This window comes from Paenibacillus sp. 10L310 (genome assembly GCF_056395745.1).
Window position 1 is genome coordinate 233044 of record NZ_JBFTKC010000008.1, and the last position, 15303, is coordinate 248346.

The window sequence follows — 15303 nt, forward strand, 5'->3', positions numbered from 1 at the left end:
ATGAAGTGACCGCATACCCCGACGCAGGTCCGAAAGAGCTTGCTTTCGGCCTGCGCGTTTACGGGCTTGCATGTTGTTCGCGTTTTCCTTGGGATACACGCGCTGTCGCTTGATGACGGAAGCGCGCTTGTAACATTAGAATGCGAATTCGATCGTATCGACGGCACTCTTTGCGCCTGCCGCCGGTTTATGACATTCAATTCGGCTTAGCTCGAGTTGTGGATTTTCCGCAATTTGAGACAGTACCCGCAGGTAATCCTCAGTCAAGGTGCGGATCATCGTTTCTTTGAACAGCTTGGTGGCGTAGAAGAAGCCCCCGCTCAACGCCCCTTCGTTTTCATACATAAACAGCGTCAGATCAAACTTCGCTTCTTCCAATGGGTCAAGCTCGTAATTCTTCAGGCTGACCCCTTCCAGTTCGGCGTCTCGTTCTTCAATATTTTGCAAGTCGAAAACGGCATCGAACAACGGGAAGCGGCCCGGCTCCCGTTTCACATTCAACCGTTCCACGAGATCCTCGAATGGATAATCCTGGTTCTCAAAAGCACCCAAAGCCGTTTCCTTCACTTCTTCCAGGTAGGACAAGAACGTTTTGTCGCCAGACGGACGATTGCGGAGCGCCAGCGTATTAACAAACATGCCGATGACCCGCTCCAAATCGGCGTTAGTTCTTCCAGCCACCGGGGTGCCCACGATCAAGTCTTCCTGACCGCTGTACTTGGACAGCAACACAGTATAGGCCGCAAGCAGCACCATGAACAGTGTGCTTTCACACTCGGCAGCCAATTCGCGTAACTGCGCAGAGAGAGAAGCTTCGACGTCGAACTCCACATGCGCGCCTTCGTAGCTACGAACGGCAGACCGTTCGTAGTCCATCGGCAGGTCCGCCGTGGGCAGCTCGCCTTCGAAGGTTTGCAGCCAGTACGCTTCCTGCCGCCCGATTCGCTCTCGGTGGGCCTTCGACTGCTGCCAAACGGCATAATCCTTGTAATGAATGCGCAGGGGTGGCAGCTGTTCTCCGGCGTAGAAACTCGAGAACTCCTCCATCACAATCGCCATCGATACACCGTCGGACACGATATGGTGCATATCGAAAAGGAGAATACGCAGGTGCGGCTCCAGCTCGATGACCCCGGCGCGCAGCAGCGGCGGTTGGCCGAGATCAAACGGACGAACGAAGTTGCGGACGATCTGCTCGATTTGATCTGAATCCTCTGTATCCGCTTGATGGTGCTCGATAGCAAAATCGACCTGTGGGTATATCCGCTGAACCACTTCGCCCTTCATCATTTCAAAACCGGTGCGCAGCGATTCATGCCGTGTTATCAATTTCCGCAAGGCGGCTTCCAACCGGTCTAAATCAAACTCACCTTCCACCTGCACCAGTTCCGGCATGTTGTAAAGCTGATCTGCTCCATCCAGCGTGTGCTGAATAAACAGCCGTTTCTGCGCGGAGGACAGAGGGTAATACTCTCTCTGCTCCGCTTGAGGAATGGCCTCATGCTCCCGCCGTTCCATCGGGGCGATCGCCTCGGCCATCGCCGCAATCGTCGAGTGGCGGAATACGTCGCGCAGCGGGAGGTTGACGTTTAGTTCCTTAAATACCTTGCCTGCCAGTGACGTCGCTCGCAGGGAGTGGCCGCCAATGTCGAAGAAGTTGTCGTAAACGCCAATCTGCTTCGTAAGCCCCAGCACCTCCTGCCAAATCACCGCCAGCTTCATTTCCAGCTCATTGCGCGGTGCGACATACTCCGTTCCACTTCCCGCTTCCCCTTCCGGCGCTGGCAGCGCCCTCCGGTCTATTTTCCCATTCGGTGTCAGAGGCAGACGCTCCAGCTCCACGAAGTACGACGGGATCATGTAACCCGGTAGCTCCTGTGCCAGGGCACTGCGCAGATCGTTCACTGCCAGCTTCGCTCCAGTATCCGGCGTGTAATACGCACACAGCACCTTCTGCCCATTCGCATCACTTCGAACCAGCACCACCGCTTCGCGCACACCTTCCACACGCAACAGCTGCGACTCGATCTCACCCGTCTCGATCCGGTAGCCCCGGATTTTTGCCTGGTTATCGATCCGCCCGATGAAGTCCACGTTGCCGTCTTCCATCCACCGCGCCAAATCTCCCGTGCGGTACAACCGCTCGCCCACAGCGAACGGACTGTCTACGAACTTCTCTTCCGTCAGCTCCGGTTGGTTCAAGTACCCACGCGCCACGCCGACGCCGCCGATGACCAGTTCGCCCAGCACGCCGACTGGTACGGGATTCAGATGTGCGTCCACGATGTGAAATTTCGCATTCAACCACGCTTTGCCGATCGGCACATGGCCTGTATGCGGCAGCTTCGTCAGCGCTTCGTCATAGAAACTGGAGTCGATCGCCGCTTCCGTCACACCGTAAGCGTTAATGATGCGGAACGACGAGCCGAAGCGTTCCTGCAAGGTTCGGTAATCCGCCACACTGCAGCTGTCCGAGCTTGTAATCAACAGCTCCATCCCGCTGAACTCCAACCCCTGTTCATGTACGTATTCCATAAACGGCACGATCAGCGCCGGTGTTGATTCGAAGATCGTCACTCGCTCCCGCACTATCCAGTAGTGCAGACGAGAAGGATCGATCCGGTCGTCCTTCGGCACAATCACCATCGTGCCTCCGTTGTACAGCGTCCGGGCAATGTCGCCCACGAACACGTCAAACGAGAAGCTGGCGAGTTGCAGCAACCGCACCGGGAACTGATCTAATCGGTATTCCCGCCGGTAACCCGCCGCCGTGTTCACCAGGCTGCGGTGCTCGATCATCACACCTTTCGGCTTGCCCGTCGTTCCCGATGTGTAGATCACGTACGCCAGATCCTCTGGGCGGGCTTCATGGAAGCTGTCCATGCCAACAACATCAACATCATCCACAACATCCAGATGGTTCCGATCCGCACCGTTCACAGCCCCCGTTAGTTTGCCAGAGACCCGACTGGAAGCCATGTTGGAGCCTTGATCAAAGCACATCGGAGCATTTGCCCGATCTTCGCTGTACGACACTTCGTCGTCGAGGTACAGCACCGACATCAGCGCCAGCTCCTCTTCGCGGAGCCAGGCCTCGGCACGTTCTCGCAGCGGCGTTTGTGTCAGCAGTACCTTCGCTCCGCTGTCTTCGAGCATAAACCGCACGCGGTCCGCCGGATAATCCGGGTCGAGGGGTACATACGCCCCGCCGGCTTTCCAGACGGCCAGCACGGCCACCAGCAAGTCCACCGAACGCTCGGCGAGAATGCCAACGATTGACTCCCGGCCGATGCCATTTGCACGCAGCGTGAGCGCTAAGCGGTTCGCTCGCTCGTTCAGCTCCACATACGTTAGGCGTTTATTTTCATACACAACGGCCTCCGCTTCCGGCGTACGCTCTGCCTGTTTCTCAAACAGACGGTGGAACGTAGCCGCAGGAGCCGCTTCTAGCTGCGCTGGATTAAACGCACTGAGAACTTGTTCTTTTTCCTCTGCTGTCAGCAAGTTCAGCTCGGCAATCTTCGCATCTGGACGGTTTACAATTGTCAGGAGCAACTGCTCGTAATGTTTTGCCAGCCGTTCAATCGTCTCCCTTTTGTAAAGAGCTGTCGCATATTCAAAGCTGTAATCCAAGCCGCCGTTCTCCTCGCCCACATCCAAGCTGATATCAAACTTCGCAGTATCAAGTACGCTCGGATAAGGAATCAGGCGAAGCCCTTCCAGCTCAAATTGCTCGTTCTCCGTATTTTGCATCGTAAACATCGTGTCGAACAGCGGATTACGGCTTAAGTCACGGGTGACTTGCACCTTGTCCACCAATTGTTCGAACGGATAGTTTTGATGCTCAAAGGCACGCAGCGTTGTTTCTTTGACTTCGTTCAGATATGACAGGAAGGTTTTCTCCGAAGACGGATAACTGCGAATCGCCAGCGTGTTTAGGAAAATCCCGATCAACGGCTGCACATCTCCATGATTCCTTCCGGCAATCGGCGTACCAACGATTACGTCTTCCTGACCTGAATATCTATGCAAAAGCACGTTATACGCCGCAAGCAGCACCATAAACAGCGTCGTGCCCGTTTCCGAAGCCAGCTGTTTCAGGCCGCCGGTTTTTGAAGCGTCGAAGGAAAACTCCAGCGTTTGACCTTCGTAGCTCTGTACAGCCGGACGTGGATAGTCGGTCGGCATTTCCAGCACTGGAAGCTCGCCCTGGAACATGTACAGCCAATACGCCCCCTGATGCTGAAGCCGTTCCTGCTGCTCCTGCGAATGCTGCCAAACGGTGTAGTCTTTGTACTGAATGCGTAGCGGCTCCAATTGCTCTCCACCATACAAACGTACGAATTCTTCAACAAAGATTTCCATTGAAACGCCGTCAGAAATAATATGATGCATGTCGTACATCAGAATATGGCGTTCCGGAGCCAGCTCAACAAGGCCTACCCTCAACAGCGGTGGCTTAGCCAAGTCAAACGGACGGACGAAACCGTGAACCACCGCTTCGACCTCTTGCTCATCCGCTTGATAGAACTCCACCGCAAAATTCACGTCCTGGTAAACCCGCTGTGATGCTTCTCCATCCACCATTTCAAACCCGGTGCGCAACATTTCATGCCGCGCCACGAGCTTACGGAACGTTTCTTCGAACCTTGCCCGGTCCAAAGCACCCTCCAGCAGCATCGCTTCCGGCATGTTGTAGCTAAGCTCCGCAACTTCCAGCTGATTCAGAATAAAGAGACGTTTTTGAGCAAAAGATTGCGGGTACACCTCTCGGCCATCCGTCACCGGAATGGAAACAAATATCTGCTGATCCAGCCGAGAAATGGCGGTAGCCATGCTCTCGATCGTGGAATGGCGGAACACGTCGCGCAGTGGTAGATCCACGTTCAACTCTTTATGAATCTTGCTGACCAATGTTGTCGCGCGCAGGGAGTGGCCACCGATGTCGAAGAAGTTATCGTGAACACCAATCTCCTTCGCAAGCCCCAGCACCTCCTGCCAAATCGCCGCCAGCTTCGTTTCCAGCTCATTGCGCGGTGCGACGTACTCCGTTCCACTTCCCGCTTCCCCTTCCGGCGCTGGCAGCACCTTCCGGTCTATCTTTCCGTTCGGTGTCAGAGGTAGACGCTCCAGCTCCACAAAGTACGACGGGATCATGTACCCAGGCAACTCCTGTGCCAGCGCCCTGCGCAGATCGTTCACTACCAGCTCAACTCCGGTATCCGGCGTGTAATACGCGCATAGCGCCTTCTGCCCGTTCGCGTCACTTCGAACCAGCACCACCGCTTCGCGCACACTTTCCACCCGCAACAGCTGCGACTCGATCTCCCCCGTCTCGATCCGGTAGCCCCGGATTTTTGCCTGGTTATCGATCCGGCCGATGAAGTCCACGTTGCCGTCTTCCATCCACCGCGCCAAGTCTCCCGTGCGATACAACCGCTCACCAGCGGTGAAAGGACTGTCTACAAACTTCTCTTCCGTCAGCTCTGGACGGTTCAAGTACCCACGTGCTACCCCAACTCCGCCGATAACCAATTCGCCTAGCACGCCGACTGGAACAGGGTTCAGATGTGCATCCACGATGTAAAACTTCGCATTCAACCACGCTTTGCCAATCGGAACATGGCCTGTCTGCGGCAGCTTCGCCAACTCCTCCTCATAGAAACTGGAGTCGATCGCCGCTTCCGTCACGCCGTAGGCGTTGATGATCCGGAACGACGAGCCGAACCGTTCCTGTAAGGTTCGGTAATCCGCCACACTGCAACTGTCCGAGCTTGTGATCAACAGCTCCATCCCGCTCAACTCCAGCCCTTGCTCGTGTACGTATTCCATAAACGGTACGATCAGTGCCGGTGTTGATTCAAAGATCGTCACTTGCTCCCTCTCTATCCAGTGGTGCAGACGAGACGGATCGAGACGGTCGTCTTTCGGTACAATCACCATCGTGCCTCCGTTATACAACGTGCGTGCGATATCACCCACGAACACGTCAAACGAGAAGCTGGCGAGTTGCAGTAGCCGGACTGGGAACTGATCCAACCGGTATTCCCGCCGATAGCCCGCTGCCGTGTTCACCAAGCTGCAGTGCTCAATCATTACACCCTTCGGCTTGCCTGTTGTCCCCGACGTGTAGATCACGTACGCTAGGTCCTCAGGACGAGCTTCATGGAAGCTGTCCAAGCCAGCAACCTTCAGATGACTCGGATCATCGCTGTTCACAGCACCCGTCAGCTCGCCCGAGACTTTACCGGAAACCATGCTGGAGCCAAGCGGTGCATTCTCCCGGTTTTCGCTGTATGACATTTCGTCGTCGAGGTACAACACCTTTGCAAGTGCCAGTTCCTCTTGGCTGAGCCAGGCTTCAGCACGCTCTCTCAGCAGCGTTTGTGTCAGCAGCACCTTCGCTCCGCTGTCTTCAAGCATAAACCGCACGCGGTCCGCCGGATAATCCGGGTCAAGCGGTACATATGCCCCGCCTGCTTTCCAGACGGCCAGCACGGCCACCAGCAGGTCCACCGAGCGCTCGGCGAGAATGCCAACAATCTCCTCCCGGCCGATTCCACTTGCGCGCAGCGTGGCCGCTAAGCCGTTCGCCCGTACGTTCAGCTCCGCATACGTCAGCCGAACGTTCTCGTAGACAACGGCTTCCGCTTCTGGTGTACGTTCCGCCTGTTCCTCGAACAGTCGGTGGAACGCGGCCGCCGGAGCCGCTTCCGGCTGCGCCGGGTTAAACGCGCCGAGAATTTGTTCTTTTTCCTCTTCCGTCAGCAAGTCCAGCTCAGCGATCTTTGCATTCGGATGGCTTACAATCGCCGCAAGCAAATGTCCAAATTGAATCGACAGCCGCCGGATCGTGCTTTCTTTATAAAGAGCCGTTGCGAATTCAAAGTTGCACTCCAGTCCGCCATTTTCTTCCGTAACATCCACACTCAGGTCGAACTTGGCCATACCATATTCGCTAGGGTACGGGGACAATTTCAGCCCTTCCAGCTCAAACTCTGACTCCTCCAGGTTTTGCAGGGAGAACATCGTGTCAAACAGCGGGTTGCGGCTCAAATCCCGGCTAACCTGCACTTTATCGACGAGTTCTTCGAACGGATAATTCTGATGCTCGTAAGCGCCTAAAGTCGTTTCTTTCACTTCTTCCAAATACGACAGGAAGGTCTTCTCCGAAGCCGGATAATTGCGGATCGCCAGCGTGTTGACGAACATTCCGATCAAAGGCTGCGTGTCGCCGTGCGTTCTGCCCGCAATCGACGTTCCGACGATCAAATCGTCCTGACCTGTGTATTTATGCAAAAGCACGGTATATGCGGCAAGCAACACCATATATAGCGTCGTTCCTCTTTGAGCGGCCAGCTGTTTCAAGCCTTCGTTCGTTGCCTCGTCCACGAAGGACGTCAGCGTATGTCCCTCATAGCTCTGTACAGCAGGACGCGGATAGTCCGTTGGCATTTCCAGAACCGGCAGCTCGCCCCGGTAACGGTCCAGCCAGTAAGCTTCCTCGCGGTTCAATTGCACTTTTTGCTCGTCCGATTGCTGCCATACCGCATAGTCCTTGTACTGAATGTGCAAAGGCTCTAATGACTCACCGCCATACAGACGAACGAGTTCCTCAACGAACACGTCCATCGAAACCCCGTCGGAGATGATATGGTGCATGTCAAACATCAGTAAATAACGATCGGCTGCCAGCTCTACGAGCTCGGCACGCAGTAGCGGTGGCTTCGCCAAGTCGAAAGGTCTGATAAAAGCCTGCACGACTGCAGACGCTTCTTCCTCGTTCGCATGTCGACACACGACGGAAAAATCAACGCTCTCGTAAATACGCTGTACCGCTTCGCCTTGTACGACCTCAAATCCGGTTCGCAACGTTTCATGACGTTGGATCAGTCCGCGGAAAGCTTTCTCCAGCAGGCTATGGTCAATCGATCCTTCGAGTAGCAGCGCACCCGGCATGTTATAGCTCTGCTCGGCTCCTTCCAGCTGATTCAGGATAAACAGCCGCTTCTGAGCTGAGGAAAGTGGATAATACGCTCTTGCGCCTACCAGCGGAATCGACGAGAACGAATGTTCTTCGATCCGGGAGAGGGCGAGAGCCATCTGTTCGATCGTTGAGTAGCGGAATACGTCGCGCAGAGGCAACTCGACGTTCAACTCCTGATGCACCTTGCTCACCAGTGTCGTTGCCCGCAGGGAATGGCCGCCCAAGTCAAAGAAGTTGTCATGAACCCCGATGTGCTCCAATCCAAGCACGCTTTTCCATATTTCAGCCAAGTTGGCTTCGAGCGGAGTCCGAGGCGGAGTATGTCCTTCGCCTGGCTGCAAGCTCTCCTCAGGTGCCGGGAGGGAGCGGCGGTCAACCTTGCCATTCGTCGTCAGCGGGAGACGCTCCAACTGGATCAGGTACGTCGGGATCATATAGGCCGGCAGTTCCTGAGACAGCACGCTCTTCAGCTCGGCCGCCGGAAGCTCACAGTCCGCTTCATAATAGGCGCAAAGCTGCTTTTCGCCGGACACGTTTTCCCGCGCAAATACTGTCGTTTTCCGAATTCCCTCCACTTTCTGAAGCTGAGTTTCGATCTCGCCCAGCTCTATGCGGAAGCCACGGATTTTCACTTGGTCGTCCGTTCGTCCCACATATTCAATCGTGCCGTCCGGTAGCCATTTCGCCAAATCCCCCGTCCGGTACATGCGCTCTCCTGACGTAAAAGGATTGTGCACAAATTTCTCCGCCGTCAGTTCCGGCCGGTTATTGTAGCCCCGTACCAAACCTTCTCCGCCGACACATAGCTCCCCGACCACGCCGATCGGCAGCAGCTTATTCCGGCTGTCGACGATATACACCGTCGTATTGCTGATTGGTCGTCCGATAGGAACGGTAAGCGCCGACTCATCAACGAAGTCGACCGGAAGGTACGTGGTAAATATCGTGCTTTCCGTCGGTCCGTAAACATGGTTGAGCCTACCCGCTCCAAGATGGGCGAGTGCTTTACGTACATGACCAACAGAGACACGCTCTCCTCCAAACAAAATCGCCCGGACATCCCGAAAACAATTGACATTCACATCTACAAGCACGTTGAAGAAAGCCGTCGTAATAAACATGACCGATATGCGCTGGCGCTGGATGAGATCCGCCAGTAGACCAATTTCCAGCAACGTCTCGCGGGGAACCAGCACCAGCCGCGCCCCGTTGGTCAAAGCACCAAAAATATCGAAAATCGCTCCGTCGAACGAATAGCTCGAAAGCTGGAGGACATGATCGCGATTGGTGATGTCGATATAATTTGTATTTTGCACAACGCGCACGATGTTGCGGTGCGAAACAAGGTTTCCTTTCGGCTTGCCCGTCGTGCCTGACGTATAGATCACGCAGGCCAGATCTGTCGCTTCAATCCCTGGATTTAGGTTTGTTCCGTCCTCGTGATAGAAAGACTCGTCATCCAGTAAGATCACCGAGTCCAAACCCGCCGGTCGCTCGCGCAAGCGGCTTTGTGTCAGCATGACCTGCGCTCCTGAATCCTCTATCAAGAAACGGATACGCTCCTCTGGATATTCCGGGTCAATCGGTACGTAAGCGGCTCCGGCTTTGTGTGTTGCCAGTATACCTATAACCATTTCGATGGAACGCTCAGCCATAATGGCGACCAGACGTCCTTGGGATATCCCGTGGCTGCGCAAGGTACGGGCAAGGCGGTTGACACGTTCGTTCAGCTCCCGGTAAGTCATCTCTTGCTCATTCATGGAGATGGCGGCTGCATCCGGGATGTACTCCGCCTGCTCTTCGAACAATTGAATGAGCGTCTGCCCGCGCGGAAATTCCGTCGTGGTGTCGTTAAAACGTCCGAGAAGGTCGGCCTTTTCTGCCTCCGTCACAAGTTCCAGCTCGCCCACGGTAATTTCCGGGTTATCCGTTACCTGCTCCAGCAGATGCACGAGATGCCCCTTGAGCCGCTCGATGCTGTCTTTATCGAACACTTCGGCGTTAAAGTCGAATCGAATTTCGATCTCGGTTCCCGGCATCACAGTCACGTTGAAGTTATAGTTCGTCTGCTCCTCCATCTGAACGTCAGCAATTGTCAGGCCGCCGTGCTGCTGGTCCCCCGCCTGCTCCATCTGCTCGTCCACCGGATAGTTCTCGAAAGCGATGATATGGTTGATCAGATTCTGCTTTTGCACGCTACGCGCTTGAATTTCATACAGCGGATAGTAATCATAACGCCCGGAATCCAACGCCCGCTCTTGGAGCTTCGCCATCAGGTCGGCGAACACGGTGTCCACTTCGCTATTGACGCGGACCGGCACCGTATTGATGAACAGCCCGATCATAGACTCAATGCCCGGGATTTCCGCCGGTCTTCCGGCAACGACACTGCCGAATACGGCATCGTTTGTTCCGTTATATTTTTGCAGCATTACGCCCCAAACGGCTTGCAACAGCGTATTGACTGTAACTAGGTGCTGTTTCGCCACCAGGTCCATCCGTTTGCTCAAGTCCTTGCCTAGTTCGGCGGTGACGTGATCAGCCATAAATCTGCCGCTCGGCGCTGGTTCCTTTTGCCCCGGAAGTACGGTTTGCCCTTCGTAGCCTGCCAGGAACGCTGTCCAATAGCCGGATGCCGCCTGATCGTCCTGTTTCTCCAACCATTCGATATAATCGCCATAATCCGATCCTTTACCTCCCGCTGGCTGCTTCCCAGAGGTCAGAGCCGAGTATATCTCAAACAACTCCTGCGTCAGCTGAGCCAGGCACCAGCCGTCCATTAAAATATGCTGGAAACTCCACAGAACGTGATAACTTTGCTCTTCAGTGCGCAGAATCGTAAACCGAACGAGCGCATCATGTTCCATGTCGAAGCCACGAAGCTTGTCCTCCTCGGCCTTTTCATCCAAGTAAGCTTGTTTCTCATGTACCTGCAAATGAAGCAGCTCTTCATATTCAAAGCCGACTGGCTTATCGTGGTATATGATTTGCAGCGGCTCGCCCGCTGGTCCATTCACAAAATTCGCCCGCAGCACCAGATGACGTTTTGCAAGCTCCATCCAGCTCCTCTCAAAAAGCTGGACGTCGAGCGCTCCCCGCATCGTAAACCGTGTCTGCTCAAAGTAAGTTGCCGTTTGCCGGTCAAGCGCGCTGTGGAACCACATACCCTTTTGCATCGGCGTCAGCGAGTAAATATTTTCGATTTCCCCGAGATGACTCGAGCGCTGGGCGATTTGCTCCAATTCTGTGATGGTCAAGCCTTTAAATTGCACGTCGCTTGGCGTCAATTCGGTGTTCTCTTTGCCTGCGCAGTGGGTAATGAGCTCTCGGAGACTTTGCTCAAGCCGCTGAGCGAAGGCTTCCATCGTTTCCTTCCGATACTGCTTCCGGCTGTAGCTGAGATCGAGCGATAAAGCACCGTCCAGCACCATACCGTTGATATCCAGCACAAAGCTGCGGGCCTGCCGGTCGCTAGCCGGGCTGCCACTGGAATAAGAAGATATGTCGATCTCTCCCTGGTTGACATCATCGTCGAACTGGCCGAGGTAGTTAAAATTAATTTCCGGCTCTGCGCCCCAAACCAAGCCTTCCTCCGATTTCGAAAGATAGCGGCATATGCCGTACCCAAGCCCCTTGTTCGGAATGCGGCGCAAGTTTTCCTTGACCTGTTTAATCTGATAGGTCAAATCCCGGTCAGTTTCCGGCTCTAGGACGACCGGAAACTTGGTCGTAAACCAGCCGACTGTACGCGTGATATCGATATCCGTTCCGATCGATTCACGTCCGTGTCCTTCGAGATTGATCCGCACCCGTTCGTGCCCCGTCCATTTGCGTAAGGCTATGCCGAGCGCCGTTACCAAAATATCATTCATTTCGGTGTTGAAGGCACGGTGAACCCGCTTCAGTAGCAGCTCCGTTTCTTCGGGAGCCAAACGGACAAACAGCGATTCGCTGTCCTGCTGCGTCGTAACGTCCGCCTCCATATCCTTCGGCACGGCCGGAACCTCCATTTGATCCACGGCCTGCCAATAGGCCCGTTCCTTCTCCATCTCCGGGCTTTGCGCGTAAGCAGCCAACTGCTCGGACCAAGTGCGGTACGCATCTGTTTTCGCCGGGAAACGAATTTCTTCGCTTTTGCCAGTCTGCTCGTAACCTAGAGCGAAATCCTCCATTAAAATGCGCCAAGACACGCCATCTACCACAGCATGATGAACCCCGAGCAGCAAATGATCACCGTCCGCGCACTGGAATAGTCCCGCCTTCATGAGGGGCCCGTTCTCCAGATCGATGCCCGCTTGAATGTCCGTTGCCTTCGCTTCCACAGTCTGCGTGGGATTCTCCGCATCTTTGAAGTCGAACACGTCCAGCGTGAACATCTCGTCTTCCTGAATCGCGCGGTTCCGTGCGCTAAACCCTTGTTCCGTTTTGCGGAACACCATCCGTAAGGCGTCATGATGCTCGGCCAGCTTTTGCAGCACCTGACGTACCATCTCTTCGTCGAAGCGTTCCTTCCGGTACAGCATCACCGACTGGTTGAAATGATGCGGGTCCACAAAGGAGCTCTCGAAAAACCAATGCTGAATCGGCGTCAGCGCCGTTTCACCCGTAATTTCGCCTTGATCAATGGTACGTCCGATCGGTATCACATGCAGGCTAAGCTGTGAGATCGTCGGATATTTGAACAAATCCCGAATTTCCAGCTTGTACCCGGCTTGATGAAGCCGCGAAGATACTTGAATGGACTTGATCGAATCTCCGCCCAGCTCGAAGAAATGATCCGTTACCCCAACTCGATCGGTGTTCAATACCGCCTGCCACACATCGGCAAGTGTCCGCTCGGCTTCATTGCGTGGAGCTACGTACTCGCCGCCGGTCAGTGCGTTTCCTTCCGGTGCAGGCAAAGCCTTGCGGTCGATTTTGTCGTTCGGGGTGAGCGGCATCTGCGGAAGCTGAACAAAATGTGCCGGAATCATGTAATTCGGCAATTTTTGCGCCAGCACGCTTCTCAGCTCGCCGAGCGTAAGAGGGAGACTAGCGACCAGGTAAGCGCACAGTTCTTGCCCACTTTTGCCTTCCCGCGCAATCACAATCGTCTCCTGCACCGAGTCGATCTTCAGAAGCTGCTCTTCAATCTCACCGACCTCGATTCGGAATCCACGGATTTTCACCTGATGGTCGATCCGGCCCAAATACTCCATATTACCGTCCGGCAGCCAGCGGGCGAGATCTCCTGTCCGGTAAAGGCGTTCTCCCGGCGCAAACGGATGTTCCACAAATTTCTCTGCCGTCAGCTCCGGCTGGTTCAGGTAACCTCTCGCAAGCCCCACGCCTGCAACGCACAGCTCGCCGTCCACTCCCGGAGGCACAAGTTGCAGGTGGGCATCCAAAATAAAAATCTGATGATTAGCCAGCGGGCGCCCAATCGGAATGACTCTACGCTCCGGCTGCTGCTCATCCGCATCCCAAAGCGTCGTAACAATCGAAGCTTCGGTAGGGCCGTAAGCATTGAAATAGTGAACCTTCGCTTTCCACTGCTGCACGAATTCGGCCGATACCGCCGAACCTCCCGTTACAAGCTTTGTTAAGCTGGGAAGACGGTCCGGGTTCAAATGAGCGCTGTACGTCGGAGGCAAAATCGCCGCCGTAATCGCATGCTCGTTCATATAACTCTCAAACAGACGAGTGTCGAGAATTGTTTCGGCCGTCGGGATGTACAAAGCCGCTCCAAAATAGAGTGCTTTGAAAACCTCCCAGCAGGATGCGTCGAAGGACAAGCTCGCAAATTGAACGATCCGGTCATGCTCCGTAATGCCCAGCCTGTCTGCGAACATCAACTTCAAGCTGACCAAACCACGATGCTCCAGCATGACCCCTTTGGGTTTGCCCGTTGTACCTGACGTATAAATGACATAAGCAAGATCATGTGGACCACTGGCCGCCTCCAGGTTCGAGCCATCGTCGCTATAGGCCTGCTTGTCATCTAGCGCCAATACGGTCCCTTCGAACGGGACTTGCTGTAACAGCTCTCTTTGAGTCAGCAGCAGCTGCGCGTTCGAGTTCTCCAGAATGTAGCGAATACGTTCTTCCGGGTACTCCGGGTCGATCGGCACGTAGGCACCGCCAGCTTTCAGAACCGCCAAAATGCCAATGACCGTCTCCAGCGATCTCCTAACCATCAAGCCTACCAACTGATTGGGCAGCACACCGACCGATCGTAGCGTACGCGCCAGCTGGTTCGCCCGTTCGTTCAACTCTGCGTATGAAAGCCGCTGCCCCTCAAAGACAACCGCCGTCGCCTCGGGCACACGCTTCGCTTGCTCCTCCACAAGCTGATGAATCGTCCGATCACGAGGATAGTCCTTCTCGGTATCGTTGAAGCTTTGTATTAATTGATATTTTTCGTCCTCCGACAGCATGTCCGCTCGTACGATGTCCAGCTCCAACTCATGAAGCCCCACGGACAGTAGGCGATTCAGATGGCCGACGACCCGATTCATGAACTCGGAGTCATATAAGTGCTCGTTATATGACAGCGCTAGCTGTATCGTCCCGCCGGCTAAACTGAATTCAAAGGAACAGTCCGTGACCACGTTTTGCCCAATTTCGTCCAGATGCAACTCCTTAAGGGATACTAGCGTATGGACGAAGGGTATCCCTTCTGCATATTGCAGATCCAGCTTCTCCGTCATTTTCAAGAACGGAATATGTTGATGCTGAATGGCTTCCGGCAAGGAAGTCCTCAGTTCGCTCAGAAGCGTCTTAAAAGTTGCCCCCACCGAAAGCGAGTTTTTCAAAATGACCGTATGATTAACGGATCGACGCGTCTCCCCCTTTTTCGGCACAACCGGCATGCCAACCAGAATGTCTGAAGAACCTGTATATTTATGCAAGAGTGCCTGAACACCTGCGAGCAAAATCATAAAAGCAGCCAGCGGAGCACCCTTGCTCATTTGAAGGACCCGCTGCGCCGCTTCCTCCGAAAGCGAACCGCCAACGGTTTTCACATTGGGCACCAGGGAGTTTGGAGCTTTGCTGTAAGGCAACCGCGTCAAGGTATAATCGTCACTACCGAATTTTTCGTTCCAAAACAACGTTTCTTTTTCAAAAGCCATCTGGATCGTTCCCCTCTCTTCATCGGTAAAAGCAATCCGGCAGAGCATATGCCGAAGCAACGCTCCACTCCTTTTCAAACATCTGACAACAATATCAATGGCTTACGCCATGTCACCGCTTGGATTGCCCGGTTGATCGCATACGGCAATCCTCTGCCTAGCAGCTGTACCGCTCGGCTCCCATGCGTAAAGGACAACAAACAT

At 54.5% G+C, this 15303-nt stretch carries 1 protein-coding gene; it reads right to left on the bottom strand.

The features are described from left to right. Window positions 1-135: 135 nt before the first annotated feature. Window positions 136-15099: an amino acid adenylation domain-containing protein gene (locus tag AC1DE7_RS18890; RefSeq protein ID WP_477534966.1), complete on the bottom strand. Its 14964-nt coding sequence runs from the start codon at window positions 15097-15099 to the stop codon at window positions 136-138. Between the last annotated feature and the right edge of the window lie 204 nt (window positions 15100-15303).

Excerpts from the sequence above, each read along its gene's own strand:
- AC1DE7_RS18890 (WP_477534966.1), bottom strand. The coding sequence starts at position 15,099 with ATGGCTTTTGAAAAAGAAACGTTGTTTTGGAACGAAAAATTCGGTAGT.